This window comes from Amycolatopsis sp. cg13 (assembly GCF_041346965.1).
GTDB lineage: Bacteria > Actinomycetota > Actinomycetes > Mycobacteriales > Pseudonocardiaceae > Amycolatopsis.
In genome coordinates, this window is record NZ_CP166848.1 from 7,710,401 (window position 1) to 7,735,315 (window position 24,915).

Genomic DNA, 24,915 nt, shown 5'->3' on the forward strand with positions numbered 1-24,915 from the left:
CGGCAACCGCTACTTGCCGATGACAGGAGGGATGGCCTTGCCGTCGTACCCAAACAACGCGTTCGGATCCGGCTCCAGCAGGTACGAGGCGGACTTCTTCTCCTTGTCCTCCTCCTTGCCGCCCTTTCCGGCCCCAGCGGCACCCATTGGCATGCCGTTGCTGCCACGAGCGCCCGCCGCGCCTGCCCCGCCGCGCGTCACTGGCTCTTCCACCGGGCCAAGCCGACCCGAACCAGTCGACCGTCCCGGACCGCCAGGGCCACCAGCACGCGAGCCCGCCCCAGGCGTTCCCGGCATCCGCCCACTGGTCCCCGGCTCGCCTGCACCGGGCACGCCACCGGCGAACCCGCCGCTGAAGCCGGAACTCCCGCCGGGTCCGTTTCCAGCACTGTACGAAGACGACCCGCTTCCACCCGGGGCAAACGGGGAAAACCGGTTCGCGTCACCGCCACCCGCCCCGGATTCCGTCGGCGGGACCCAACCCGCCGACTGCGTGCCGTCGCCGCTGTTGCCCTGTGCCACAGGCAAATGCGCGGCAGGGATTTGTTGGTTGCCGACCTGCCCGGCGCTGTTCCCGGCGTAATGCTGCGTGGACGGCGAGACGAAAGAGTTGGCCCGGTCCGACTGCGACGACCCGGAATCCGGACCGGACGACGAGCGCGGCTCGAACGTCGAATGTCCGCCGCTCGTCGCCTGCTGATTCGTTGTGGCAGAAGGCTTCCCGACCGTGAAGTCGCCCTGCGCGTCGGACATCTGGCCGTACTCGGTCGGCATGGCTTGGGCATGTCCGTCGCTGGTCGACGTAAAGCCTTGATAGATCTGGTTGTTCCGCTGTACCGCCGCGTTGCGCTGGTTGATCTGGTCTTCGGTGTCGGTGTCCCAGGGCGACAGCTTGTCCACCATGTCCCGCGTCGGCGGCCAATCGGACACGTCCTGCAACGAGTCGCGAGTGGACTGGAACGCATGACTCTGATCGGTCAGGGTGTTCTGACCTGTGCCCAACGCCGACGATGACGAGATCGCCACCTGCGCAAGCGGCTGCAGCCCGCCGCGGGCCGCGTCACCACTCTGGCCGGACCACGCCGCTTCCAACCGGGCCACGATCGCCCGCGTGTCCGACTCGATCTCCTGCTGCTTCAAAGCCTGGGCCCGGGCCACGTCCTGGGCCTGCCCCAAACTGCCCAGTCCCGGACCCTGCTTCACGCGCCGCACCAGTTCGCCCGGCAGGATCAGTTTGCCTTCCTTCTGTTGCTGTTCCATCCAGGACTTGACGACTTCATTTGCCGAATCGAACATCACGCGCCTGCCTTCAACGTCGTGACCGCCAGATCCGCAACCTTCCGTGCGTCGTCGCACGGATCGCCCTGGCCCACCGCCGCACTGGCGAACTGGACATCGGCCTCGAACGCTGCGTTGTCAGCGATCCCCACGGCGACGCTGCACATGCCCTTGGAACGCTCGTCGGACGGGCCGTAGGCAACGACCGGATATCCCTGCACCGGAGCCAGAACCTTGAGGAAGCCGCGGCCTTGCGTCGCGTACACGTCGGCTAGGCCGCGCTTCCAGGCATACACGAACTGAATACCGACCAGAGATCCGCGGGAATCATCACCCCATGAACAGGACTTCGCGACCCCGGTGTCCTTCGCCGCTGGACTGCGCGTGGGCGTCTTCGAGAACAGACCATTGACCTGGGCTGAGGTAAGCGCCGCGCACGGATCGCCCTGGATCAGAGCGGGAGGCAAGGGCGAAGCGATCTTCGGAACCGACGGATCAGTACTCGGCGCGGTTGAACTCGCGCTCGGTTCCGGGGTGCCCGGCGTGGTCCCCGAACACGCTGCGAGCGTGCACGCAACAGCCAGGCCAGCTGCAACACTGACAAACCTCGACACGCCAGTCACTAGAAGTGGCCCCCGTTACCCTTGACGCTTACGGTTTGCGCGGCCTGCTGGTCGTTGTCCTCGTGAATGCCAAGCGCAGACTGAATCTTGCCGATGAAAACGCTTACAAAATCTCGTTGCTTGACAAGCGAGTCCCGGTAGGCCGTGCCAGATTTGTTGGAAGCGTCGGTGTTACGCAGCGACGCAGGATCGTTGCCCGGCGACTGGATTGACCACATCGGCACCGCCTCGCGAAGCAGATCAGATATCTGGCGGTGAAGCTTCTGCAAGTTCGCCAGTTCCGCAGTCATCGCATCCCTGTCGAGAGAGAAGGCTCCGCCGGCCGACCCGCCGCCACCGGCACCTCCGCCGCCTTCGCCGGACACTACGAACATGGCCGCGTTCAATGCCTGCTCTTGCCCTGCCACTGCACGCCTCCCCTGACACACTGCGGGCACCTCGCCTCGCACCGATAGTAGCCAATTGGCAACAAACTGTCCCTGGAACGTCACAGGTCGCCTCTACCGCCATCTGCACCTGCTCTGACCTGGCCAAATATGAGTAGCGTCGCGGCCGCGGACACCGAGTTGCTGATCACCACGAAGCGCGGCGATTCGCTGCGGTCGCACAACTGGCGCACCCGTGAGTTCAATGCCGCCGTGCACGCTGCCGGGCTGGAGGTCGACGGGCTGACGCCGCACAAGCTCCGGCACACCGCAGCCTCGCTCGCCATCGCGGCAGGGGCGGACGTCAAGGTCGTTCAGCAGATGCTCGGGCACGCTGACGCGTCCATGACGCTGAACATCTACGAACACCTGTGGCCGGACCGCCTCGACGAGGTGGCCGACGTGCTCGACCTCCGCCGTGGGCAAGCACTCAAACGCATGTCGGCCTGACCGGGAAGCCCCGGGCGCGTGTTGTACGAATGTTGCACGGCCCGGGGGTTTCTGTCGTTCCGGGCGCGGGCAACAAAAAAGCCACATCCACCTGCGTGAACGTGGCTCTGTCTGGTCGGGCTGACCGGATTTGAACCTGCGACCCCTTGACCTCATTCTCTGCTGCAGGGACCAGGCGCGATCGGCCGGAATGTGCCTCTAAGCTGCAGGAACTCGGCCGTCGTTGGTCGACTTTGGCTGACGTCGACTGGTGCCGTGTTGGGCGAATGTTGTACGCCCGGCGCCCGATCGAACTCGCGACACCCGCTTTGTGGATCATGGTGTGCGATGCTGGCTGCATGGTGGACGGACATGACTGTAGGGCTTCTGCGGCCTGGAGCTCCTGGTTTGATCTTGATTGTTATTCTGGCCGGATTGATCCAAGCGATTTTAAGTGCCTTGCTGTGGGGGATGAGCAGAGTCACCATTGTGCAATTCCCCATTTCATGTCATCGAACAGTTGATTCAATTTGCCTTCAGTACCTGGGGAAAACCGAAGATTGAGTTCTAGAAGGCGTTCGGCCGCCCATCGGACATCCTTCGCCATCGACTGAATGAAGTCCATGCTGTCTAATCGCCTGTCGCGACGGCCGTGCGCGACCGAACTGCGCACTTCGTAAAAATCAGAGTGCCTTTTCGCGCGCTGCGCCCGGGAGTGCACGTCTGGTTCAAGCAAGCCGTAGCGTTCAGACATTGCGCGACCCGGCAGTGCGGATTTGGATCCAATTAACGTATCGAGTGCGACGCCAAGCGCTAACACTCCGTCGTCCGCTTCGGTTGACCAATAGTATGCGGCATACCATCGGCTGGCGATTCTTATCCGTCTAGAAATTTCGTCCTGACCCGAGAGGATCTTGTCAATTGTATTGCGTACTCGATGATTTCGCAATACAAGCTCCAGGGGGAATGGGTCGGCACTGTGCCAATGCACTGTCATGCCGTTTAAAACCTCTGACGAAAATAATGATGGAGAACTCAATTCATCACCTCCGCGGGCATCATGCAGATGCTTCGTAATTGCGCCCCGGTCGATTGCGAGACCTCGCGGACCTGGCCTATTAACCGGTCCGGCCATCCGTGTAAAGTCGGATCGATGGCCCGCGACTCTCTCTTCGACATGACCTAGTAGGAGACTCAGGCCGATAAGATTATTGAATGCTGTCGTTGCCTGCTCATATGCCATCATTCCCTGTCCGACAGTCCAGAATGCAGCAACTGCGATAGGTTCTGCGCCTATTGTGGCGAGATCTCGTTGCTGCTCGCTCAAGGTGTTTACCCATCTCATCGACGTCTCGGCTTGGAGCACATTTGGCGTGCGGTGGTGATCATTTACAGTTTGACGCCACTCGTCACTGAACATTCCAATGACTATATCGTCAATAGTTGCTGGTTCTGCGGTCCACGAAATGTTCGCCAAGCCAAAACACGTCATTGCTAGCCCTGGTTTACGTAGCCGGTTCAGGCCATCGGTTATAACCACGCTGGCCGTGGGCATTGCACCCGCAATACATGTCAGTGAGGCCACTGCGCCCCAAAGGTCATCTTCCCGCCATCGGAGCATCACTGATTGCTCTTGCAAAAGTAGCCGAACGGCTGTCTCGTAGGACGATATTCCCGCATGTTCAATCGTCATTAATTCATCGTCAATGGCGGAAATTATAGGCAATTCGGATGTGCGGTACTCGGGAACGCTCCAGCCAATACTCCAAGGCTTTCCGTCATGGACTTTCGTGGCATGACGGGCAGCTTCGAGCAGCAAATCAGCGACTTGACTTGACTTATTTCCTGACATTTGGCAACCCTCCATTGTTCAGATAATTTAAGATCCTCTTATCTTGCGGCCCGCTTTCGGATTCCAATAATAGTTCCGCTTGGGATTATCGGTGGACTGCGGGTACGCTCCGGCTGCTACTGCTCCGGTTTCTTCAGGTCGTACCCAACAAGAAGTCGAGCCACAGTCTCTTCCCCTGTTCCTTCACTGGCCAGCCAGCTAAATATCGTTCTAAGTTCGCCGTTTGCGACGGGTGCAGCCTGTCTGTGATGCAACGGTTACGACGATCTTTGACTGGAATGCCTACAAGTGGGTGGCCTCTCCGCCATCTCGTCGACCGGCGCAGCCCGATCACGTCGGGTCAAGGGGGCGCCTTCCTGCGGTCCGCAGCATGCCGGGCCAGGGACCTCAGAGCCACGTTCAATGTCCGTCGCATGTCCGTTCCACGGACATTGACAGGCCCGTAGGGTGCTGGGCGTGACTGACGAGCATGGGGCGTGGAAGACCTTCGGCGAGCGGACCATCTACGACAACAAGTGGGTACGACTCGGCCTGGCCGACGTGCAAGCGCCGAACGGTGAGCGGTGGGATTACCACGTGGTGCACCTGGCGCGCATCGCCATCGGACTGATCGTGGACGACCAGGACCGGGTGCTGATGCTGTGGCGCTACCGGTTCCCCACTGACCAATGGGGCTACGAACTGCTCGGAGGTCTCGTCGAGGACGGCGAGGAACCGGCAGTAACAGCAGCACGCGAGATCCGGGAGGAGAGCGGCTATCAGCCTCTCGGCGAGGCCGAGCACCTGATCAGCTTCGAGCCGTTGCCCGGACAGGTGACCGCGGGCACCGACGTGTATCTCTGGCGGGGAGCCGAAAAAGTCGGCGAACCCACAGACACTGAAGAAGTGGGCAGGCTGGAGTGGGTTCCGCTCAGCCGGATACTGGAGTTGGCGCAGCGGCAAGAGCTTCTCGGAGCGGGAGCGCTGGTGCCGTTGCTGTACTACGTCGCCTCACGCGGCACACGATAGAAACTGGCTCCTGCCCGGGCCTCAGGTTCGTTGTCTGCGCCGTCATTGGCGGCAACACAGAGCCGTTCTGGCCGATCGAAGCCTGCGAACTGGGAACGACGGCACGGGGATCAGGTCGTCTGCTCGGTTGCTGCGTGGCCCCATTGGGGCACCGCAGTGGCCCTTCCCTGACCTTTCGGTGAAATCATCCCACCTGCGACGCTGATGTCAGCGTCTGCAGTTGCTATCGCTGGTCAGGGTGGCTTTCGAGCGCCAGCGGATCACGAACAGGTCGGCGACCTTCTGCGAGACGCGCCAAGTCGCGCAGGAGGTCCCAATGGGCTGGTGGATCCGCTTCGACGGCACCGAGATCGACACCGATCCGGATACCGGCGAGATCATCGACGACAGCGAGGCCGTACGGCTCTTCGCCGAATTCGTTCTGAGCCATGTCGAGCGAGGCGTCACCATTCAAGCTCTGGCCGCGCGAACTGGCCTTGACGAGCGCGTCATCGAGACAGCGCTCGCCGTCGCTCGCGAACACCGGAGTCAAGGCGCGAAGCTCGGCAAGAACGAGGCCGCCACCCCGAATAGGCAGGCCTGGTGAAGCCGCAACAGGGCCGCAGCGGCGGATGTCGCGCACGGGCCGTGGTCCTCGGCATAGAACTCCGAGCCGCGCGTGAAGAGAGGTCTTTCGGGGTGCGCGAACTGGCCAGGCGGGTCGGCATCAACCCAGCGCAGTTGAGCAGCTGGGAGTTCGGCATGCGAAGTCCCAGCCCCACAGATGTGGCCGGAATCCTCGGCGCACTCGGAGTGGTCGGTGAGCGCAAACAGCGCGTTTTGCAGATCGCTGAGTTCGCCGAGTCCGATGTCATCGTGCTAGGTCAGGCAGGCCAACCGCGCCATATCTCGACGGCGAACGCATGCGCCAGCACAGCGCGCAGCATTGTGGACTGGCATCCGCTGCTTGTGCCGGACATGGTGCGTACTCCCGCCTATGCGGAAGCCGTCCTGGTCGCGACGCTTCCACGCGGGGCTGCGCCCCGGGCGATATTCAATGCGCGACCGCGGACCCGACCCGGCCATTTGCGGAATCAGGAAGCGGATTTGGCAGTCTTCGTAGGAGAGCGCGCACTCACGCACCCTGTCGGCGATCCTGCTGTCGCGGCGCAGCAACTGTTGTCCCTGCTCGAACTCGCTGACGACAGACGCACGCGCAATACCACTATCAGCGTCGTGCCCGATCACGGCACCGGCGCAGAGAGCGCATTCACCCGCTACTACACACATGTCGGCCCGATCACGTATTTCTCTCACGGGCTCTGCGGCTCATTCATGCTCGACCACCAAGATGCCTACAGTGCGGTCATCGATCACCTCGCCGTCGCTGCCTACCCACCCCGGGAGTCGGCGGCTCTGATCGGCCAACACGCAGCACGGCTTGACCTCGAACTCAACGACGCGAGGCAAGGTGCCGAACCTGGGGCCTGAGCGTCCGACGGCAACTTGCGCGTGTCAATGCCACCTGGATGAACCCCTACTGCCCCTCTGCGGAGCAACTACGATCTGTCGGCTGTGGGTGCGCTGGGGTCGGCCCTATCGCAAAGATATACGCAGGTCACAAGTAGGTAACCAATTAGCATGTGGCATTGGGTGCATCTGACGCACCCAATGCGGCATTGGGGCAGCAGCGTCGGAGCCGCCTGCGCCGCGAAGGCGGTCAGCGGCGTTCGTGCAGCAGCAACAACGTGTACGCCGCCACCGACTGCGCGTCCGAGAACTCCCCGGTGGAGATCATCTTCTCCACCTCGGTCCGGCTGAACCACGCCGTCCGCATGTCCTGTTCCTCCAGTTCCCGCTCCGGCTCGCCCTCCGTGAGGCCGGTCGCGAGATAGACATGCCCGCGCTGGCTGGTCAGGCCGGGCGCGACGTCGAGCATTCCCAGTTCCGTGAACGTCGACGCCCGCAACCCGGTCTCCTCCCGCAATTCCCGCTGCGCCAGCTCGGCGGGCGGGGTCTCGGCGAGGTCGGGCGCGGTGCCCTGCGGGAATTCCCATCGCCGCATCCCGACCGGGTACCGGAACTGATCGACCAGGTGCAGCCGGTCGCCGTCGAGGGGGATGACCAGTGCGTAGGTCGGTTTGTCGACGACGCCGTAGATGCCGTCGCTGCCGTCGGCGCGGCGGATGGCGTCCTCCCGCACCGTCATCCAGTTGTTCCGGTACACCTCGCGGGTCGCGACACGCTGAATGGGGTCCACCTCGCCAGTATCACCGAGACTGTCCTACCCTCGGCGGGTGCGTCTCGTGCTCCCTTCCCAGCAAGCCAGCCCGCTCCGTGCGGGGCGGGTCCGATGAGGCTCGTCGTCGCCCGGTGCCAGGTCGACTACGTCGGCAGGCTGACCGCGCATCTCCCGATGGCCAACCGCGTCCTGATGGTGAAGGCCGACGGTTCGGTGCTCGTGCACTCCGACGGCGGCTCGTACAAGCCGCTGAACTGGATGTCGCCGCCGTGCTGGCTGATCGAGGACCCGGACATCTGGACGGTCCAGAACAAGGCCGGCGAGAAACTCGTCATCACGCTCGCCGAGGTCATGCACGATTCGAAGCACGAACTCGGCGTCGACCCTGGCCTGCAGAAGGACGGCGTGGAAGCGCACCTGCAGGAACTGCTCGCCGAGCACATCAAAACCCTCGGCGACGGCTACACCCTGGTCCGCCGCGAATACCCGACCGCGATCGGGCCCGTGGACATCATGGCCCGCGACGCCAACGGCGGTTCGGTCGCGGTGGAAATCAAGCGCCGCGGCGAAATCGACGGTGTCGAGCAGTTGACCCGGTACCTCGAACTCCTCAACCGCGACCCGCTGCTCGCCCCGGTGCAGGGCGTGTTCGCGGCGCAGGTGATCAAGCCGCAGGCGCGCGTCCTCGCCGAGGACCGCGGGATCCGCTGCCTGGTCCTGGACTACGACGCGTTGCGCGGCACGGATTCCGACGAGTTCCGGCTGTTCTGACGGCGGTCAGGAAGCGATCGGCTGCTGATACCGCAGCGCCTGGGTCGCGACCCGCGCTCCGAGGTGGCGCGCCGTGGTGAGGTCCGCGGCGTGGACGGCGTCCGGGCCCTGGTCGTTCCACGTTTGTGCGCCCGCGCCGAGGTAGAAGCCGAGCCGGTTGTCGTCGTGTTCGCTGCTGGTGGTGGTGTTCCAGCCGGGCATCAGGCCGAGGCTGACCCAGTGCATGCCGTGCTGCGCGGCGAGCAGCGCGAGGTACTGCAGCGTGTGCAGTTTGTCCCCGCTCATCGATCCGGAGTTGGTGAACCCGGACGCGAGTTTGTCCAGCCAGCGCTGGGTCATCCAGCGCTTCGAGGTCGCCTCGGCGAACGCGTGGAACGCCCCGGACGCCGATCCCATGTAGGTCGGGGTGCCGAAGACGATCGCGTCGGCGGCGTCGAGGGTTTCCCACTTCGCGTCGGACATCTCGGCTACGTCGACCAGGTCGACGCGAGCTCCGGGCACTGATTCGACACCCTCGCCGACGGCCTTCGCGAGCTCGAGCGTGTGCCCGTATCCGGAGTAGTAGGCGATGGCGACGTGCACAGAAGGCATGAGCTGATCCTTTCGGTGTTGACGTTGATAACGCTATTACCGTGACAGCGTCAGTGTCAACGTCAACAGAATTCTGTTATCGTCGGCACATGGCAGTGGAGGACCAGCGCGAGCGCATCCTGAGCGAAGCGGTGAAATTGCTGACCGCGGCCGGACCGTCGGGGCTGTCCACCCGGGCTGTCGCGACGGCGGCCGGAGTGCAAACACCCACGCTGTACCGGCTTTTCGCGGACAAGGACGGGCTGCTCGACGCCGTGGCCACCTTCGGTTTCGAGAGCTACCTCGCGGAAAAACGCGCGTTCGAACCCGGTGACGACCCGATCGACGACCTGCGCCGCGGCTGGGACGTGCACGTCGCGTTCGGGCTGGCCAACCCCGCGATCTACGCGCTGATGTACGGAAGCGTCCGGCCGGGCAGCCGGCCCGCGGCAGTCGCGGAAAACCGGGCCATCCTGTGCGGCATGCTCGAACGCGCCAACGCCCAAGGCCTGCTCCGGACCTCGGTCGAGGCGGCCGCGGTGGCCATCGAGGCGTCCACGACCGGCGCGGTTCTGCACCTGCTCGCCCAGCCGGAAGAAACGCGGGATGTCGAGTTGATCCGGCCGTTGCGCGACATCGTGCTCAACGCGCTGACCGAGCAAGACGCACCTGAGGAGAGTTCCCCGATCGCCGACCGTGCGCAGGCATTGCTCGGGATCGTCACGCCCACTAAAGACGCCGACCCGGTGACCGATGCGGGCTTCAGCGTCTCCGAAGCCGGTCTGCTGCGCGAATGGCTCGCCCGGCTCGAAGAGGCCAGCCGGTAACTGAAAAGGGCTCCCGACCCAGGTCGGGAGCCCTCAGTTCAGTGCATACGTCAGATCGTCGATCCGGGTTGCGGGGCAGCCGGACCAGCCGCGCCCCGGCGCTGCGCCGCCTTCGCCTCGAACCAGTCCTTGACCTGTTGCTGGAACAGCGTCGTCACCACCAGCCCGGCCAGCACCAGCCCCACGAGCGCCTGCGGGCTGCCGGACACCAGGTTGATCAGCCCGCCGATCGCGGACAGCCCCTCGCACACCAGCAGCGCCCACCGGCCCCAGTCGTAGCCGAGCAGGATCGCGATGCCGGACGCCAGCAGTCCGGCGGCGAAGACGTAGGACAGGAATTCGATCAGGTACAGGACCCCGGCCGGGTCTTGGCCGTGGTCCACCCATCTCGCGATCTCCAGCTGGGCGAAGATGCCGAATATGCCGTTGAGCAGCGCCTGAAGGAACACGAACACGAGCGCGCCGCGCAGTCGTCCTGGCATGCGGAGAGGGGAAGCGGGACCGGTCATCACAGGGGAGTCCTTTCCGGGGTCCTCGAAGGTTCCGGGATCTTATGGGCGGCGACGGGGAACCCTCCCGAATCGGGTGAATCTGTGACCTTGGTGAGTCCTTGTCCGGTGATGCGACAGGACTCAACACGGGTGCTTCCGGGCACGCGGAATGCACAGGTCAGCGGCAGGTTGGTGAAAAACCGCGGTGTCGGGGTGCCTGTTCGGAATCCATGCAGTACTGTCCCGGTCTGACAGGAACGATGGTGTTTTCTGTGTGAGAATGTTTGATTCGGAGGTGGCAGGGGTGCCGTTCCTCGCCGACGCGAACTTGCGGCTCGACGCGAGTCCGATCGACTACATCGAGTTGGCGTTCTATTTCGTCCTGGTGCTCGGTATCGGCGCTCTCGCCCGAAGGCAGGTGTCGAGCAGCCTCGACTTCCTGCTGTCGGGCCGGTCGCTGCCCGCGTGGGTCACCGGCCTGGCGTTCATTTCCGCGAACCTCGGCGCGGTCGAGGTCATGGGCATGTCCGCCAACGGCGTCCTCTACGGCCTGCCGACGGTCCACTACTTCTGGATCGGCGCCATCCCGGCGATGCTGTTCCTCGGCCTCGTGATGATGCCGTTCTACTACGGCTCCAAGGTCCGCAGCGTGCCCGAGTTCATGCGCCGCCGGTTCGGGCCGACCGCGCACCTCGTCAACGGCATCAGCTTCGCCGCGGCGCAGATCCTCATCGCGGGCGCGAACCTGTTCCTGCTGGCCAGCGTCGTGAACCTGCTGCTGGGCTGGCCGCTGTGGGTGTCGATCGTCATCGCCGCCGCCATCGTGCTCGGCTACACCGCGCTGGGCGGGCTGTCCGCCGCGATCTACAACGAGGTGCTGCAGTTCTTCGTGATCGTCGTGGCGCTGCTGCCGCTCACCATCGTCGGCCTGGTCAAGGTCGGCGGCTGGCAGGGCCTTGTCGACAAGATCACGCACAGTCCCGGCGGCACCGCGCAGCTGCACTCCTGGCCGGGCGACAACCTGACCGGCTTCGGCAACAACTTCCTGTCCGTCCTCGGCATCGTGTTCGGCCTCGGCTTCGTGCTGTCGTTCGGCTACTGGACGACGAACTTCGTCGAGGTCCAGCGCGCGATGGCGTCGAAGAGCATGTCGGCCGCGCGGCGCACGCCGATCATCGGCGCGTTCCCGAAGATGCTGGTGCCGTTCATCGTCATCATCCCCGGCATGATCGCCGGCGTCGTGGTCCCGGAGTACTTGCAGGACAAGGGACTTCTGCTCGCGGACAAACCGGCCACGAGCGGGGTCACCGCGAACAACGCGCTTCTGCTGCTGATGCGCGACCTGCTGCCCAACGGCATCCTCGGCATCGCGATCGCCGGTCTGCTCGCGTCGTTCATGGCGGGCATGGCGGCGAACCTCAGTTCGTTCAACACCGTGTTCACGTACGACATCTGGCAGACGTACGTGAAGAAGGACAAGCCGGACGGCTACTACCTGAACCTCGGCCGCAAGACCACGGTCGTCGCGACCGTGCTGGCTATCGGCACCGCGTTCGTCGCGTCGCAGTCCGCGAACATTCTGACCTACCTGCAGGACCTGTTCTCGTTCTTCAACGCGCCGCTGTTCGCCACGTTCATCCTCGGCATGTTCTGGAAGCGGATGACCGCGGCCGCCGGGTGGATCGGCCTGGTGGCCGGTACCGCGTCGGCGATCACCATCTGGGCGCTCTCGCAGCTGGACGTGCTCTCCCTTGCCGGTCAGGGCACCAGCTTCGTGGCGGCGGGCACCGCGTTCGTCGTCGACATCGTGGTGAGCATCGGGGTTTCGCTGGCCACTCAGCCGAAGCCGGACGCGCAGCTCGTCGGCCTGGTCTACTCGCTCACGCCGCGCGACGCGCTCAAGCACGACAACACCGGCGAGAACGCGGGCTGGTACCGCAAGCCGGGTCTGCTGGCCGGCATCGTCCTCGTGCTCACCATCGCCCTCAACATCATCTTCTGAGGAGGCCCGCATGACCGAGAAAACCTCGCGGCCGCACAAGGCGGGCGCCTTCGACATCCGGCTGATCATCGCGTTGCTGCTCGGCGTCTACGGCGTGATCCTCACGATCATGGGCGCCGGGTTCACCAGCGACGAGGATCTGAAGAAGGCCGCCGACGTGAACATCAACCTCTGGTCGGGCATCGGCCTGCTGGTGGTGACCGCGTTGTTCGTGCTGTGGGCGGTGCTGCGGCCGCTGGTCGTGCCGCCGTCCACGGAAACGACGGAAAGCTCACCCGCCGAATAACCGGGTTGTTCCCACGTCCGGCAACCTAGCCCGCTAGGTTGCCGGACGTGGTGCACGATCGCCGGTTCGGCCGGTTCCTGAAGTTGTCCGCCCTGGTCGCCGCGGGCATCGTCGCGGCGTCCGCTGTGTCCGCGTGCGGCGGCCCGAATCTGGGCAAGGAGAACTTCGCGCGCACGACCGTCCCCGCCGCCGGGGACGGCGCCGCGACTTCCGGCCCCATCACCGATCCCGCGGTCGCCCCGGCCGTCCTGCGCGACCTGCTGCCGTGCCAGTTCGTCGACAAGACCGCGATGAGCCCGCTCGGCACGATGCAGGGCGAGGCGACGGCGTCGAGCACGCAGTTCGACTCCTGCGTCGCCAAGGCGAACGACCCGGGCGGCAAGGAAATCCGCGCGAGCGTCGAGGTCGGCGGCATCGTGACGTTCGCTTCGGACAAGACCACCGGCGCCGTCGGCGGGCTGCCGCAGGTCGAGGTGCCCGACCTCGGCGGCGGGTCCGGCTGCGTGGTCAGCGCGCTCACCGCGCGGAACCCGTCCTTCGGAGTGTCCTTCCGGATCGACTACACCGGCGGCGACGCCTGCGCGGCCGGCCGCAAGCTCGTCGCGACGGCCGTCGAGAAACTGCACAACAACCCGCAGAAGTACACGCCAGGCCCGGGCTCGCTGCTGGCTGTCGACCCGTGCACGGTGCTCGACACCGCCGCGGTGGACGGCGTCGTGAAGGGCGGGACGCCGAGGGCGTCCGGGCTGCACTCGTGCGAATGGGGCCTCATCCCGAGCGTCCGGGTGACGATGTTCCCCGGCATCGCGCCGTCCGAGGGCGACGGCTGGCTGAAGGCCGACGTCGGCACGCCGAACCAGGCGTACGCGAAGCAGGGCACCTCCGGGTCGAGCTGCCAGGTCAAATGGCAGCACCGGCAGTGGAAGGAAGACCACGTCGAGGTTGTCCAGCTGGAGTACACGAACTCCGACGCGCAGGCGGACAAGGACGACCCGTGCGGCAAGACCGTCGGGCTGGCCAAGCAGCTGGCCGGGAAACTGCCCAAGGCGTGACCAGGGGGCGCTTTGCGGCGGGCCGGGCGACCTCATAGGTTGGGGTCCGTCCACGACGCCGAGGTGCCGGAGGTCCGCCATGAAGAAGATCATCAACGATCCGGCGGCCGTCGTCGCCGAATCGCTGAGAGGGCTCGCGGTCGCGCACGCGGACCTGCTGCGCGTGCGCGACGATCCGGCGCTGGTCGTGCGCGCGGACGCGCCGGTGGCGGGCAAGGTCGCGGTGGTCTCCGGCGGCGGGTCCGGGCACGAACCGCTGCACGGCGGGTTCGTCGGTCCCGGGATGCTCGACGCCGCGGTGCCCGGTCCGGTGTTCACCTCGCCGACCCCGGACGCGGTGCAGGGCGCGATCGCCGCCACCACCGGTCCGGCCGGTGCGCTGCTGATCGTGAAGAACTACACCGGCGACGTGCTGAACTTCGAGACCGCCGCCGAACTGGCCGCGGCCGAGGACCTGGACGTGCGCAGCGTGGTCATCGACGACGACGTGGCGGTCAAGGATTCCACGTTCACCGCCGGGCGGCGCGGCGTCGGCGGAACCGTGCTGCTGGAGAAGATCACTGGCGCGGCGGCCGAGCGCGGCGATTCGCTGGATGCGGTGGAAGCGTTGGCGCGCAAGGTGATCGGGCAGGTGCGGTCGATCGGGGTGGCGCTGTCCGCGCCGACCGTTCCGCACGTCGGCGAGCCGAGTTTCGACCTCGGCGACAACGAAATCGAATTCGGCATCGGCATCCACGGCGAGCCCGGCCGCGAGCGGATCCCCGCCGTGCCGGCCGACGCGCTGGTCGCCCGGATGGTCGAGGCGGTGGTGTCCGATCTGCCGTTCTCCTCCGGCGACAAGGTGCTGCTGTTCACCAACTCGATGGGCGGCACGCCGCAGCTGGAGCTGTACCTCGCGCATGGCATCGCCGAGCGGCTGCTGGCCGAGCGCGGCATCCTGGTCGAACGCAGGCTGGTCGGCCCGTACATCACGAGCCTGGAAATGCAGGGCATCAGCCTGACCCTGCTGAAATTGGACGACGAGCTTACGCAGCTGTGGGACGCGCCGGTGCGCACGCCCGCGCTGCGGTGGGGGATCTGATGGCCTGCACTGCCGAAGGGGTCGCGGCCGCGGTGCGCGCCGCCGCCGAAGTGATCGCCGAACACCGCACCGAACTGGTGGACCTCGACCGTGCGATCGGCGACGCCGACCACGGCGAAAACCTGAGCCGCGGCTTCACCGCGATCGTCTCCGCGCTGGAGACCGCGGTGCCGGAAACGCCCGCCGGGGTGGTGAAACTCGCTGCCACCACACTGATTTCCAAGGTCGGCGGCGCGGCCGGACCGCTTTACGGCACGGCTTTCCTGCGTGCGTCGGCGAAGCTCGGCGACGCGGCGGAGATCGACGTTCCGCTGCTGCTGGACGCATTGCGCGCGGCCTTGGAAGGCGTGCAAGCGCGCGGCAAGGCGGTCGGCGGCGACGCGACGATGGTCGACGCGCTGATCCCGGCCATCTCGGCGGCTGAAGGCGCTGCCGACGGCACGATCGCCGATGTGCTCACCGCCGCGGCGGACGGGGCCGACCGCGGCGCGGAGTCCACTGTGGACTTGATCCCGCGCAAGGGCCGCGCCTCGTACCTCGGGGAACGCGCGGTCGGGCACATGGATCCGGGTGCCCGTTCGACAGCTCTGCTGCTGCGCGCGTTCGCGGAGGCCGCCCGGTGACCGTCGGAATCGTTCTTGTGTCGCACAGCGCGAAACTGGCCAAAGGACTGGCCGAACTGGCTGCTCAGATGGCCCCGGACGTCCGGATCGTCCCGGCGGGCGGGCTGCCCGACGGCGGCGGCATCGGCACCGACTACGACGAGGTCGTGGCCGCCACTCAGCGCGCCGATTCGGGCGACGGCGTGGTGCTGCTGTACGACCTCGGCAGCGCGCAGATGACCGCTGAGCTGGCGGTGGAGTCGCTGGCCGACCCGTCCGCCGCGGTGGTCGTCGACGCACCGCTGGTGGAAGGCGCGGTGGCGGCGGCCGTCGCTGCGCAGGGCGGCGCGAACGCCAAGGCGGTGGGCGAGGCCGCGGCGAGTGCCGGGGTCGCGCCCGACCTGGCTTTCACCGAGGCTTCGGCGGCCGGCGAGGAAGGCGTGGTGGAGAAGGAATTCACGCTGACCAACGACGTCGGCCTGCACGCGCGCCCGGCCGCGGTCGTGGTGCGCAGCCTGGCCGAATTCGAGGCCGAGGTGTCGATCCGGCTGGGCGAGCAGGAGGCGGACGCGCACAGCGTGCTGGCGCTGATGTCCCTCGGTGCGCGGCAAGGCGACCGGATCGTGGTGCGGGCCCGCGGACTGCAGGCGAGCGAGGCGGTCGCGAAGGTGGCCGAGCTGGTGGAGGCGAACTTCGGGGAGTGACCTGCGGGTTTCCGACCGGGTGACTTCGCCCTGACTGACTCGATTCCGATGTGCTTTCGGAGGTCTCGCGTGGCACAGTGAGCGGCAATTACCAGCGGGTAACCTCTGGAGGCCTTGTGGCACGGGAAATCTCGACGGTCGGTGTGGTCGGTCTTGGCACGATGGGCGCGGGCATCGCGGAGGTGCTCGCCCGCAGCGGGCTCGACGTGATCGCGGTGGAACTGGACGAGGCGGGCGTCGAACGCGGCCTCGGCCACCTGCGGCATTCGACCGAACGCGCGCTCGCGGGCGGGAAGCTCGACGAGGCGGGCCGGGAGGCGCTGCTGGGCCGGATCCGCGCCACCACCTCGCTCGCCGATCTGTCCGAAGTGGACCTGGTGATCGAGGCTATCCCGGAGAACCTCGCGGCGAAAGCCGAGGTGTTCACCCAGTTGGACCAGGTGACGCGGCCGGACGTGGTGTTCGCGTCCAACACATCGTCGCTGTCGATCACCGAGATCGGCGTGCACACCGCGCGGCCGGGCAAGGTCGTCGGGATGCACTTCTTCAACCCGGCTCCGGTGCTGAAACTGGTCGAGGTCGTGCGCACGGTGGTGACGGAACCGGACGTGGTCTCCGACATCGTGGAATTCGCGCAGAAGCTGGGCAAATCGCCGGTGGTGATGGGCGACCGGGCCGGGTTCATCGCGAACGCGCTGCTGTTCGGCTACCTCAACCACGCGGTGCGGATGTACGAGCAGCGGTATGCCACCCGCGAAGATCTTGACGCGGCAATGCGATTCGGCTGCGGCTACCCGATGGGCCCGCTCGCGCTGCTCGATTTGATCGGGCTGGACACCGCGTACGAAATCCTCGACACGATGTACCACCAATCCCGCAACCGGCTGCACGCTCCCGCACCGCTGCTGAAGCAGATGATCACCGCGGGTCAGCTGGGACGAAAGAGCGGCCACGGTTTTTACACTTACGACGCCCCGGATTCGCCGGTGGTGGTGGATTCGGTCGCTTCGTCCGAAGTGGACTCTTCGGTGGCTCGCGAAGTGCGCACCGTCGGCGTGATCGGCACCGGGACCATGGCCACCGGCATCGCGGAAGTGTTCGCCAAGCGCGGTTTTGACGTCGTGCTGCGCGCGCGGAGCATGGAGAAGGCGCAAGCGTCGGTGGCGAAGGTGAAGAAGTCGCTCGACAAGGCCGTGGTGAAGGGCAAACTGTCCGAAGAGGACGCTGTCGCCGCGCTTGGCCGGATCCGCCCGGTGACGGAGTTCGAGGAACTCGCCGAGGTCGACCTGGTGGTCGAGGCGGTGGCCGAGGAGCTTTCCGTTAAGCAGGCGGTGTTTTCGGCGTTGGACGAGGTCGTCCGGCCGGGCGCGGTGCTCGCGACCACGACGTCCTCGCTGCCGGTCATCGAATGCGCGGCGGCGACCTCGCGTCCCGGCGACGTGGTCGGCCTGCACTTCTTCAACCCGGCACCGGTGATGAAACTGGTGGAAGTCGTTTCGACGATCGCGACCGCCCCGGATGTCACCGCCACCGCGACGGCAGTGTGCGCGGCGGTCGGCAAACACCCTGTCCATTGCGGCGACCGGGCCGGATTCATCGTGAACGCGTTGTTGTTCCCGTATCTCAACGACGCGGTGAAAATGCTGGAGGCGCATTACGCCTCGGCGGACGACATCGACACCGCGATGAAGGTCGGCTGCGGGTTGCCGATGGGACCGTTCGAATTGCTGGACGTAGTCGGGCTGGACGTGTCGCTGGCGATCGAGCGGACGCTGTTCAACGAGTTCCGCGAAGAAGGCTTTGCTCCAGCGCCGTTGCTGGAGCACCTGGTGACCGCCGGACGATTGGGACGCAAGACGGGCAAGGGCTTCAAGGACTACTGACGTTTGTACGTGTAGAGAATGAAGCCGTCGTGGAATTTTCCTACCCGATCGTAAAGCGCGCGGGCCGGGGCGTCCTCGAGCGTATTCCAATAGAGCGACGGAAAACCGTGCTCCTCGGCGTCGCGGGCGACCCATTCGATCAACGCCGTCGCGACTCCCTTGCGCCGGACGTTCTCGGACACGAACAGGTCGGCGAGGTAGCACTTCCCGGAGTACCAGATGCTGGCGTGGAACAGGTAGTGCGCGATGCCGACCATCGCACCGTCCAGCTTGGCGGCGATCCCGCGGATCCGGTCGTCGTCAAGCAGGCGGCGCCAGGTCCGGTCGTAGCTTTCGTCGGCGCGCTCGACGTCGAAGTAGGCGTCTTTGCCGCGGGCGAGAGTTTCCCAGTCGCCGCGGTCGGATTCGGTCAGGAAGCTGATCTGCACCCGTCCATCTTGCGCTGCCGCGCGTAATCAGCGCAGGGGCAAGCTTTCGAGGGTGAACACCGGGCTGGCCGGCGGTTCACCGCGCAGGTACCCGTTCATCTGGGAGTTGCTCGCCAGCAGTCGGTCCCCGCTCACGGCGACGCCGGTCGTGGTATCGGCCCCCGGATAGGTGCGGTCGCCGACGACGGTGGCCTGGGTGTAATCGCAGGACAGCCGCACAGTGGTGATCTCATTGTTCACGGAGCGTGCGACGTACAGCGTGTTCCCGCGCAGCACCATGCCGTCGGCACTGGGCAGGGGCGGCGCGGCGATCTTGCGGATTTCGCCGGTCGCGAGGGTGAGCCGGTAGAGCGCGCCGCTGTACCAGTAGCCGATGATCAGCGATTTTCCGTCGGGGGTGGCGCCGATGCCGTTGCCGTTGGACTGGCCGGCCACGTAGTCCGGCAGGCGATAGGCGGTCTGGAGAATCCGGTGGGCGCCGGTGGCCGGGCCGTGCACCTCGGCGGCCGGGATCCGGTAGAGCACGGGGCGGAACGAGTCGGTGACGTAGACGTCGCCGTTGGGTGCGATGGCTTCGTCGTTCACGAGGGTCTTCTCGCCCGAGTCGGGGACGCTATAGCTGGCAACGAGTTTCCCGGTGCTGGTGTAGGTGAACAAGCGCCCGGTGAACGCTCCGGCGACCACCAGGCGATTGCCGCTGACCTTGATCCCGGCGACCTCGGTGCGGCCGTCGCCACCGCCGGGCAGGAAGGGATCGAGCGTCTTCGACCCGAGGCGCCCGCGGTAGACGGTGCCGTCGGCGATGCTGCCGGTGTAGACGTACCGGTTGTCTGTCGCGATGCTTTCGGGATAGGCGTTGGCGCCGTTGATGGTGATCGTGGCGGGGCTGCCTTCACGGGTTGCGGCCGTGGCGGGAACCGCGAGGGCAGTCAGGGCGGTGAGGGCGAGCAGCGCGGTGCGGGGGTACATCGTGGGGGCACCTTTCCGGTGTCGGCGGGACTTCCTGCCGCAGGACTCCCGCGGCGTCGCGGTCCACGATGACCTGGTGACTTCCTATCGGGAAGTAGCCACTTTTTGGTAAGGTAGCCACCCATTGGAAAGCAGTGAGGTGAGCGCTGTGGCAACCGCCAAGGCCGTGACCGGGACGACAACCTCGTGGGATCCGTACACGCGCGGATGCCCGTCCCGCGACCTCCTCGACCGGATCGGCGACAAGTGGTCGATCCTCGTGCTCGGCGAACTCGGCAAAGAGGGACCGTGCCGGTTCACCCAGCTGCGCAACCGATTGGCGGGAGTGAGCGAGAAGATGCTCACCCAGACGCTGCGCGCCCTCGAACGCGACGGCATCGTCCGGCGAACGGTGTACCCGACCGTGCCGGTACGCGTGGAGTACGCACTGACTCCGTTGGGCGAGTCGCTGCGGGCACCCTTGAAGGCGCTCACGGAGTGGTCGGTGGTGCACTTGAACGAGGTTCTCGATGCCCGCGAGGAGTACGACAACCGCGCTTCGCAGTCCGGCTGAGCAGGGCTTGTTGTTGCTTCGCGTTGCGCGAGCCTGCCAGTCAGCTCATCGGTTGCGCTGGCGGATGCGCTCGCCCTGAGCGGGCTCGCCGTCCGGCGGCAGCAGCGGACCGCCTTGCCACTGCTGGAACACGAGATTCGTGTGCACGCGGGCGACCTCGTCGCGGGAGGTGAGTTCGTCCAGCACCAGCCGTTGCAATTCGGCGGCCGAGGTGGTGGCGACGTGCGCGAGGAAGTCGTCGGGCCCGGTCAGGTGGTAGACCGCGCGGATTTCCGGCAGCGCCAGCAGATGTTCCACGAACTGCTCCACCAGCGGCCGACGATGCGGCCGGACCTGCACGAACAGAAACGCCTCCAGCGGACGCCCCACCTTCGCCGCGTCGACCTTGGCGTGCTGGCCGGTGATCACGCCGGTCTCCCGGAGCCGCGCCACCCGGTCCAAGCAGGTCGACGGCGCGAGCCCGACCGCCGCAGCCAGCTCCTTGTTCGACGTCCGGGCATCGTTCTGCAGCACCCGCAGAATCTCAAGATCAACCGGACTGAGTTCGACCGTTTCGGACACTCTTGAATCTTATCCGAGGTTATTGCTTTGCGACCGTTACCTATCCGAACGTGACTGCCATGACTTCCGCCCTGCGCACCCGAGCCGTCCATGCCGGTCGCGACGATCTCGCCGACCTCGGCCTGCACGCCGCCCCGCTCGACTTCTCCACGACCTACCCCGCGCGCGACAGCGCCGAGGAGGCCCGCCGGATCGACGAATTCGCCGCGGGCGGGAACGTCACCGGCATCTACGGCCGGATCGGCAACCCGACCGTCGAACGGTTCGAGCAAGCGCTCGCGGAACTCGAAGGGTTCGACCACGCCGTGGCATTCGCCAGCGGCATGGCGGCGGTCTCGGCGTGCCTGCTTTCCGCGGTGTCGCAAGGAAAACGCCACATCGTCGGCGTCCGCCCGCTGTACGGCTGCACCGATCACCTGCTGACCACCGGCCTGCTGGGCACCGAGGTCACTTGGACCGCCCCCGAGGATGTCGCCGACGCGTTGCGCCCCGACACCGGCCTGGTTTTCGTTGAAACGCCCGCGAACCCGACCCTGAGCGAACTGGACATCGCCACCCTGACCGAGGCGTGCGGCGACGTCCCGGTTCTGGTCGACAACACCTTCGCGACGCCCGTCCTGCAGCGCCCCGGCCGTCTCGGTGCCCGCATGGTGCTGCACAGCGCGACAAAGTTCCTGGGCGGCCATGGCGACGTCATGGGCGGCATCGTGGCTTGCGATGCGGAGGAAGCCGCGCGGTTGCGTTCCCTGCGCTTCGCCACCGGTGGCGTGCTGCACCCGCTTGCCGGATACCTGTTGCTGCGCGGCCTGTCGACGCTCCCGCTGCGCGTCAAGGCCGCATCGGAGACCGCCGCCGTCTTGGCCTCGCGGCTAGCCTCGCACCCCTCGGTGAGCGGCGTGCACTACCCGAAACTGGGCGGCCCGCTGGTGGCCTTCGAGGTAACCGGCGACCCGCACGCGGTGATCGGCGCCGTCCGGCTGATCACGCCCGCGGTGAGCCTGGGCAGCGTCGACACCTTGATCCAGCACCCGGCTTCCCTGACGCACCGAATCGTCGCCGAGGACGACCGCACCGGCTCGGGCATCACGCACGGTTTGCTGCGGCTTTCGGCCGGGCTGGAGGATGTTGAGGACTTGTGGCTTGATCTGGATCAGGCTCTGAAGGGTTGCTGAGCGATTCGGCACCGGTCGGGCTGACGGCGAATGCCGCGGCCCGACTCGGTGCCGGTCAGCTGCAGCAGCAACCTCCGCCAGCGGGTGCCGGAGCGGACGCTGAGCTGGTGAGCGCGCTCGCGCCGATCAACTGCAACAGCCGCCTCCGCAGCACCCTCCGCCAGCCGGTGCGGGTGCGGACGCTGAGCGCGCTCGCGCTGATCAGTTGCAGCCGCCGCCTCCGCAGCACCCTCCGCCAGCCGGTGCCGGAGCGGAGGCCGAGCCGGTGAGGGCGCTCGCGCCGATCAGCTATAGCAACCGCCTCCGCCAGCCGGTGCGGATGCCCGCGCCAGTAAGCGTGCTCGGTGCCGGTCAGCTGCAGCAGCCGCCTCCGCAGCATCCTCCGCCAGCGGGTGCGGGTGCGGAGGCCGAGCCGGTGAGCGCGACGGTCGTGAGCAGCTTGACCGTGTCCGTGTGCCCCTCCGGGCAAGGGGCGGGCGCGCTCGACTCCGCCATCGGGCGCTGGAGTTCGAACGTCTCGGTGCAGTCGCGGCAACGGTAGGCGTAGGTGGGCATGCCGTGATTATCGCTGGCGGCCCGCGTTGGTGGGAAGCTGTCCGGGTGGATGTGCCCCAGTACGCGGATGTTCCGCACCTAGGCCAGGTCGTTCCAGCCCTGCTCGGCGCGCTGGGCGTGCCCGGCGAAGACGGCGGCCTGGCGTTGCCCGAAGCCCGCAGCGCCTGCGTGCTCCTGATCGACGGCCTCGGCTGGGAACTGCTCGCCCAGCACGCCGCGGACGCCCCCGTCCTCACCGAACTGGCCAGCAGCCCCCTGCGAGTCGGCTTCCCGTCGACCACCGCGGCCGGCGTCGCCGCGATCGGCACCGGCTTGGCGTCCGGCGAACACGGCATGGTCGGCTACACCTTCGAGATCCCGGGCGCGGGCGTCATGAACGCCCTGCGCTGGCGCTCCCACGAAGACGGCAGCGACCTGCGAGGCTCCCTGCCCCCGCGCGAAGTCCAACCCCTGCCGACGACCTTCGAACGCGCCGCCGCTGCGGGAATCGAAGCCGCAGTGGTGTCCTCGGCGCATTTCGCCAACACCGCCCTGACCCAAGCGACCCAGGGCGGTGCCCAATACGTCGGCGTGCACGCGCTGGGCGACCTGGCCGCGCGAACCTTGGACGTACTGTCTTCGCGGTCGTTCTGCTATGCCTACCACAGTGAATTGGACCTGCTGGGCCACCTCTACGGCCCCGGCTCGACCGCGTGGCGCATGCAACTGCGTCACGTCGACCGCCTGGTTGAGTCCATTGTGGACGGATTGCCCGCCGGTGCGGTGCTGGCGGTGGTGGCGGACCACGGAATGGTGACCGTCGAGGAGAAACTGAACCTGGAGGACACACCGGAACTTCTGGCAGGCGTCCGCGCTTTCGGCGGCGAAGTCCGCGCACGACATGTCTACACGGAACCCGGCGCGACGGCGGATGTCGTGGCCGCGTGGCGTTCGGTGCTGGGTTCGCGGGCCTGGGTCCTGCCGCGCGAAGAGGCGATCGCCGCAGGCTGGTTCGGTGCCGCGGTGAGCGACCGGGTACGCCCGCGAATCGGCGACGTCGTCGCCGCGGCGACCGGGACGTTCGGCATGGTGCGCGAACTGGCCGAAGCGGTGGAGTCGAACCTGGTGGGCCAGCATGGCTCGCTGACGTCGGCGGAGCAGTTGGTTCCGCTGGTGATCGCGCGGGGTTGATCGACCTGGACGCTGTTTCGGGGTGCTCGATTGGTAATTGCGCAGGGGTGGTCAATGACCTGGACGCCGCTTCGGGGTGCTCGATTGGTGATTGCGCGGGGTTGATCAACGACCCGAACGCCGCTTCGGGGTGCTCGATTCCTGCCCCGCTGCGGCCCTGGATCGAGATACCCGGCGTCCCTGGCTCACTCAACGCACCGAACGCGAGTGGTTGCGGTCAGCCAATTCAGCGGGGTCCGCGAGAGGCGCTTCCCCGGCAGCCAGGCTGAGCCGGTAGTTCGGGGTGCGTGGCTGCGCCTTCCCCCGGACGTCCAGTTACCGTGACTGCGTGCCCAGACGCAATCGACCCGGCCGAGGCCGCCCCGCTTCCGGCGAGCGTCCGGACGCCGGTGCGGTCAGCGGCTGGGCCCGCAGCGAATCCGGTCCCGACGGGGACTGGCTGGTGCGCACCGTCCCCGGCTCGCAAGCCGCCAAGACCTACCGCTGCCCCGGCTGCGACCACGAGATCCGCCCCGGCGTCCCGCACCTGGTCGTCTGGCCCGCGGACGAGACCGGCGGCGTCGCGGATCGTCGGCATTGGCATCGCCCCTGCTGGGAAGCCCGGGCCCGGCGTCGGCCGAACCGGCGTTGGTGACCGGGGAAACGGTTACTGCGAAAGGCTTCCTGTCGCAGCGCTCGATGCCGCCGGACCGCATCGCGGTTGACGCAGGTGGCCGAAAGGCCATCACCACCGAACGGCCAACACTGCCGAACGCCGGTCATCGCCGAGCGCTCACCACAGCCGAGCGTCCACCACAGCCGAGCGCTCACAACCGCCGAGCGTCCGTCACCTCCGAAAGATCCCCCATCTCCCGAAACCCGTCACCGCCGAAAGTGCCGCGAAACCGCCCCCTCGTACTCCTCCTCCACGTACTCCGTGAACCCCAGCTTCTCCACCACCCGCAACGACGGCGCATTGGTCACCGCCACGCTGATCAGCACCGGAATCGCCGGGATCTCCCGTTCCGCCCACTCCACCGACGCCCGCGCCGCCTCCGCCGCGTAGCCCTTCCCCCACGCCGACGGCCGGAAGCGGTACGCCAGGTTCAGCACCTTCTCGCCCCGGAACTCCCGGTTGCGCACTCCGGCCATGCCGATCACGTCCGACCCGTCGGCCGCCTCCGGCCTGCCCCGCTCCCGGACCGCCAGGTATCCGTAGCCGAACTCCGCCCAGTGTTCGAGCCAGCTGTCGAACATCACCAGCGTGGTCGCGGTGTCCGGCGGACGCGGGTTGTACCGGTTCGTCTCCGGGTCGCTCTGGATCTCCGCCACTGCCTGCCGATCGGTCTCCACGAAGTGCCGCAGCACCAGCCTTTCCGTCACGATCTCTGTCACGCCCTCGACCATAACGACGGGGTACGAC

At 66.6% G+C, this 24,915-nt stretch carries 30 protein-coding genes; 18 read left to right on the plus strand and 12 right to left on the minus strand.

The features are described 5' to 3' along the window. Positions 1–9 precede the first annotated feature (9 nt). From AB5I40_RS36240 to AB5I40_RS36250, 3 genes are read right to left on the minus strand one after another with little or no spacing between them, the layout of a single operon-like run. Positions 10–1,299, minus strand: coding sequence for a hypothetical protein (locus AB5I40_RS36240; protein WP_370934674.1), 1,290 nt, complete (start codon positions 1,297–1,299; stop codon positions 10–12). Further along, positions 1,296–1,901 carry a DUF3558 domain-containing protein gene (locus AB5I40_RS36245; RefSeq protein ID WP_370934675.1) on the minus strand — a complete coding sequence of 202 codons (606 nt, stop codon included), beginning with the start codon at positions 1,899–1,901 and terminating at the stop codon, positions 1,296–1,298. Before AB5I40_RS36245 ends, AB5I40_RS36240 begins: the two co-directional genes overlap by 4 nt. After that, positions 1,901–2,308, minus strand: a complete 408-nt coding sequence (locus tag AB5I40_RS36250) for a hypothetical protein (RefSeq protein ID WP_067593826.1) — start codon at positions 2,306–2,308, stop codon at positions 1,901–1,903. The genes AB5I40_RS36245 and AB5I40_RS36250 overlap by 1 nt, the downstream gene beginning before the upstream one ends. 129 nt (positions 2,309–2,437) lie before the next feature. On the opposite strand from AB5I40_RS36250, the gene AB5I40_RS36255 reads away from it, so the two are divergent. After that, positions 2,438–2,776: a tyrosine-type recombinase/integrase gene (locus AB5I40_RS36255; protein ID WP_370934676.1), complete on the plus strand. Its 339-nt coding sequence runs from the start codon at positions 2,438–2,440 to the stop codon at positions 2,774–2,776. A 460-nt stretch (positions 2,777–3,236) separates the two neighbouring features. On the opposite strand, the gene AB5I40_RS36260 is transcribed toward AB5I40_RS36255, so the two are convergent. Then, positions 3,237–4,607: a hypothetical protein gene (locus AB5I40_RS36260; RefSeq protein ID WP_370934677.1), complete on the minus strand. Its 1,371-nt coding sequence runs from the start codon at positions 4,605–4,607 to the stop codon at positions 3,237–3,239. 456 nt (positions 4,608–5,063) lie between these two features. Here AB5I40_RS36260 and AB5I40_RS36265 point away from each other — a divergent pair, with 456 nt between their 5' ends. The 3 genes from AB5I40_RS36265 (at position 5,064) to AB5I40_RS36275 (ending at position 7,085) form a co-directional block, all read left to right on the plus strand. After that, entirely contained in the window at positions 5,064–5,615 is a 552-nt protein-coding gene (locus AB5I40_RS36265) for an NUDIX hydrolase (protein ID WP_370934678.1), read from the plus strand. 316 nt (positions 5,616–5,931) lie between these two features. Further along, positions 5,932–6,201, plus strand: a complete 270-nt coding sequence (locus AB5I40_RS36270) for a hypothetical protein (protein ID WP_370934679.1) — start codon at positions 5,932–5,934, stop codon at positions 6,199–6,201. Between the two features lie 41 nt (positions 6,202–6,242). Then, a complete protein-coding gene (locus tag AB5I40_RS36275; RefSeq protein WP_370940685.1) occupies positions 6,243–7,085 on the plus strand; it encodes a Scr1 family TA system antitoxin-like transcriptional regulator in 843 nt (280 codons plus the stop codon). A 229-nt stretch (positions 7,086–7,314) separates the two neighbouring features. On the opposite strand, the gene AB5I40_RS36280 is transcribed toward AB5I40_RS36275, so the two are convergent. After that, positions 7,315–7,803: an NUDIX domain-containing protein gene (locus tag AB5I40_RS36280; RefSeq protein WP_370940686.1), complete on the minus strand. Its 489-nt coding sequence runs from the start codon at positions 7,801–7,803 to the stop codon at positions 7,315–7,317. 144 nt (positions 7,804–7,947) lie between these two features. Here AB5I40_RS36280 and nucS point away from each other — a divergent pair, with 144 nt between their 5' ends. After that, positions 7,948–8,607, plus strand: a complete 660-nt coding sequence (gene nucS, locus AB5I40_RS36285; protein ID WP_370934680.1) for an endonuclease NucS — start codon at positions 7,948–7,950, stop codon at positions 8,605–8,607. Between the two features lie 6 nt (positions 8,608–8,613). Here nucS and AB5I40_RS36290 read toward each other — a convergent pair whose 3' ends face one another. After that, the gene (locus AB5I40_RS36290) at positions 8,614–9,198 is read right to left on the minus strand and encodes a flavodoxin family protein (RefSeq protein WP_370934681.1); all 585 of its coding nucleotides are present in this window, start codon (positions 9,196–9,198) and stop codon (positions 8,614–8,616) included. An 89-nt stretch (positions 9,199–9,287) separates the two neighbouring features. Here AB5I40_RS36290 and AB5I40_RS36295 point away from each other — a divergent pair, with 89 nt between their 5' ends. Then, positions 9,288–10,004: a TetR/AcrR family transcriptional regulator gene (locus AB5I40_RS36295; RefSeq protein ID WP_370934682.1), complete on the plus strand. Its 717-nt coding sequence runs from the start codon at positions 9,288–9,290 to the stop codon at positions 10,002–10,004. A gap of 50 nt (positions 10,005–10,054) precedes the next feature. On the opposite strand, the gene AB5I40_RS36300 is transcribed toward AB5I40_RS36295, so the two are convergent. Continuing rightward, complete coding sequence (locus AB5I40_RS36300) at positions 10,055–10,486, minus strand: hypothetical protein (protein WP_370934683.1); 432 nt, start codon at positions 10,484–10,486, stop codon at positions 10,055–10,057. A 313-nt stretch (positions 10,487–10,799) separates the two neighbouring features. Between AB5I40_RS36300 and AB5I40_RS36305 the strand changes: the two genes are divergently transcribed. The 7 genes from AB5I40_RS36305 (at position 10,800) to AB5I40_RS36335 (ending at position 18,105) form a co-directional block, all read left to right on the plus strand. Further along, entirely contained in the window at positions 10,800–12,497 is a 1,698-nt protein-coding gene (locus AB5I40_RS36305) for a sodium:solute symporter family protein (protein ID WP_370940687.1), read from the plus strand. Between the two features lie 10 nt (positions 12,498–12,507). After that, positions 12,508–12,783: a hypothetical protein gene (locus AB5I40_RS36310; RefSeq protein ID WP_370934684.1), complete on the plus strand. Its 276-nt coding sequence runs from the start codon at positions 12,508–12,510 to the stop codon at positions 12,781–12,783. A 47-nt stretch (positions 12,784–12,830) separates the two neighbouring features. Further along, the gene (locus tag AB5I40_RS36315; protein ID WP_370934685.1) at positions 12,831–13,835 is read left to right on the plus strand and encodes a hypothetical protein; all 1,005 of its coding nucleotides are present in this window, start codon (positions 12,831–12,833) and stop codon (positions 13,833–13,835) included. Positions 13,836–13,914: 79 nt separating this feature from the next. Beyond that, positions 13,915–14,916, plus strand: coding sequence for a dihydroxyacetone kinase subunit DhaK (dhaK, locus tag AB5I40_RS36320; protein WP_370934686.1), 1,002 nt, complete (start codon positions 13,915–13,917; stop codon positions 14,914–14,916). Further along, positions 14,916–15,539, plus strand: a complete 624-nt coding sequence (dhaL, locus tag AB5I40_RS36325; RefSeq protein ID WP_370934687.1) for a dihydroxyacetone kinase subunit DhaL — start codon at positions 14,916–14,918, stop codon at positions 15,537–15,539. The genes dhaK and dhaL overlap by 1 nt, the downstream gene beginning before the upstream one ends. Then, positions 15,536–16,222, plus strand: coding sequence for a dihydroxyacetone kinase phosphoryl donor subunit DhaM (gene dhaM, locus AB5I40_RS36330; protein ID WP_370934688.1), 687 nt, complete (start codon positions 15,536–15,538; stop codon positions 16,220–16,222). The genes dhaL and dhaM overlap by 4 nt, the downstream gene beginning before the upstream one ends. Before the next feature lie 116 nt (positions 16,223–16,338). Beyond that, positions 16,339–18,105, plus strand: coding sequence for a 3-hydroxyacyl-CoA dehydrogenase family protein (locus AB5I40_RS36335; protein WP_370934689.1), 1,767 nt, complete (start codon positions 16,339–16,341; stop codon positions 18,103–18,105). On the opposite strand, the gene AB5I40_RS36340 is transcribed toward AB5I40_RS36335, so the two are convergent. Together AB5I40_RS36340 and AB5I40_RS36345 are read right to left on the minus strand one after the other, a co-directional pair. Further along, positions 18,099–18,533: an N-acetyltransferase family protein gene (locus AB5I40_RS36340; RefSeq protein ID WP_370934690.1), complete on the minus strand. Its 435-nt coding sequence runs from the start codon at positions 18,531–18,533 to the stop codon at positions 18,099–18,101. The genes AB5I40_RS36335 and AB5I40_RS36340 overlap by 7 nt on opposite strands. Positions 18,534–18,560: 27 nt before the next feature. Continuing rightward, positions 18,561–19,502 (minus strand): hypothetical protein, encoded by a 942-nt coding sequence (locus AB5I40_RS36345; RefSeq protein ID WP_370934691.1) that lies wholly within the window; start codon positions 19,500–19,502, stop codon positions 18,561–18,563. A 148-nt stretch (positions 19,503–19,650) separates the two neighbouring features. Here AB5I40_RS36345 and AB5I40_RS36350 point away from each other — a divergent pair, with 148 nt between their 5' ends. Continuing rightward, positions 19,651–20,055: a winged helix-turn-helix transcriptional regulator gene (locus AB5I40_RS36350; protein WP_370934692.1), complete on the plus strand. Its 405-nt coding sequence runs from the start codon at positions 19,651–19,653 to the stop codon at positions 20,053–20,055. Between the two features lie 45 nt (positions 20,056–20,100). Here AB5I40_RS36350 and AB5I40_RS36355 read toward each other — a convergent pair whose 3' ends face one another. Next, positions 20,101–20,616: an Lrp/AsnC family transcriptional regulator gene (locus tag AB5I40_RS36355; RefSeq protein ID WP_370934693.1), complete on the minus strand. Its 516-nt coding sequence runs from the start codon at positions 20,614–20,616 to the stop codon at positions 20,101–20,103. 59 nt (positions 20,617–20,675) lie between these two features. Here AB5I40_RS36355 and AB5I40_RS36360 point away from each other — a divergent pair, with 59 nt between their 5' ends. After that, a complete protein-coding gene (locus AB5I40_RS36360; RefSeq protein ID WP_370934694.1) occupies positions 20,676–21,788 on the plus strand; it encodes a PLP-dependent aspartate aminotransferase family protein in 1,113 nt (370 codons plus the stop codon). A 107-nt stretch (positions 21,789–21,895) separates the two neighbouring features. Continuing rightward, entirely contained in the window at positions 21,896–22,057 is a 162-nt protein-coding gene (locus AB5I40_RS36365; protein WP_370934695.1) for a hypothetical protein, read from the plus strand. An 82-nt stretch (positions 22,058–22,139) separates the two neighbouring features. Here AB5I40_RS36365 and AB5I40_RS36370 read toward each other — a convergent pair whose 3' ends face one another. Beyond that, on the minus strand, positions 22,140–22,343 hold the full coding sequence (locus tag AB5I40_RS36370) for a zinc ribbon domain-containing protein (RefSeq protein WP_078870550.1): 204 nt from the start codon (positions 22,341–22,343) through the stop codon (positions 22,140–22,142). Positions 22,344–22,388: 45 nt separating this feature from the next. Between AB5I40_RS36370 and AB5I40_RS36375 the strand changes: the two genes are divergently transcribed. Together AB5I40_RS36375 and AB5I40_RS36380 are read left to right on the plus strand one after the other, a co-directional pair. Continuing rightward, complete coding sequence (locus AB5I40_RS36375) at positions 22,389–23,513, plus strand: alkaline phosphatase family protein (protein ID WP_370934696.1); 1,125 nt, start codon at positions 22,389–22,391, stop codon at positions 23,511–23,513. Between the two features lie 328 nt (positions 23,514–23,841). Next, positions 23,842–24,147 (plus strand): hypothetical protein, encoded by a 306-nt coding sequence (locus tag AB5I40_RS36380; RefSeq protein ID WP_370934697.1) that lies wholly within the window; start codon positions 23,842–23,844, stop codon positions 24,145–24,147. Positions 24,148–24,374: 227 nt separating this feature from the next. Here AB5I40_RS36380 and AB5I40_RS36385 read toward each other — a convergent pair whose 3' ends face one another. Next, positions 24,375–24,899 (minus strand): GNAT family N-acetyltransferase, encoded by a 525-nt coding sequence (locus AB5I40_RS36385; protein WP_370934698.1) that lies wholly within the window; start codon positions 24,897–24,899, stop codon positions 24,375–24,377. Between the last annotated feature and the right edge of the window lie 16 nt (positions 24,900–24,915).

Bases quoted from the DNA above. Each gene is read 5' to 3' on its own strand.
- AB5I40_RS36295 (WP_370934682.1), top strand. From the start codon at position 9,288: ATGGCAGTGGAGGACCAGCGCGAGCGCATCCTGAGCGAAGCGGTGAAA.
- dhaL (WP_370934687.1), top strand. From the start codon at position 14,916: ATGGCCTGCACTGCCGAAGGGGTCGCGGCCGCGGTGCGCGCCGCCGCC.
- AB5I40_RS36280 (WP_370940686.1), bottom strand. From the start codon at position 7,803: ATGACGGTGCGGGAGGACGCCATCCGCCGCGCCGACGGCAGCGACGGC.
- AB5I40_RS36385 (WP_370934698.1), bottom strand. From the start codon at position 24,899: ATGGTCGAGGGCGTGACAGAGATCGTGACGGAAAGGCTGGTGCTGCGG.
- AB5I40_RS36260 (WP_370934677.1), bottom strand. From the start codon at position 4,607: ATGTCAGGAAATAAGTCAAGTCAAGTCGCTGATTTGCTGCTCGAAGCT.
- dhaK (WP_370934686.1), top strand. From the start codon at position 13,915: ATGAAGAAGATCATCAACGATCCGGCGGCCGTCGTCGCCGAATCGCTG.
- AB5I40_RS36345 (WP_370934691.1), bottom strand. From the start codon at position 19,502: ATGTACCCCCGCACCGCGCTGCTCGCCCTCACCGCCCTGACTGCCCTC.
- AB5I40_RS36360 (WP_370934694.1), top strand. From the start codon at position 20,676: ATGACTTCCGCCCTGCGCACCCGAGCCGTCCATGCCGGTCGCGACGAT.
- AB5I40_RS36290 (WP_370934681.1), bottom strand. From the start codon at position 9,198: ATGCCTTCTGTGCACGTCGCCATCGCCTACTACTCCGGATACGGGCAC.
- AB5I40_RS36300 (WP_370934683.1), bottom strand. From the start codon at position 10,486: ATGCCAGGACGACTGCGCGGCGCGCTCGTGTTCGTGTTCCTTCAGGCG.
- AB5I40_RS36370 (WP_078870550.1), bottom strand. From the start codon at position 22,343: ATGCCCACCTACGCCTACCGTTGCCGCGACTGCACCGAGACGTTCGAA.
- nucS (WP_370934680.1), top strand. From the start codon at position 7,948: ATGAGGCTCGTCGTCGCCCGGTGCCAGGTCGACTACGTCGGCAGGCTG.
- AB5I40_RS36310 (WP_370934684.1), top strand. From the start codon at position 12,508: ATGACCGAGAAAACCTCGCGGCCGCACAAGGCGGGCGCCTTCGACATC.
- AB5I40_RS36270 (WP_370934679.1), top strand. From the start codon at position 5,932: ATGGGCTGGTGGATCCGCTTCGACGGCACCGAGATCGACACCGATCCG.
- AB5I40_RS36255 (WP_370934676.1), top strand. From the start codon at position 2,438: ATGAGTAGCGTCGCGGCCGCGGACACCGAGTTGCTGATCACCACGAAG.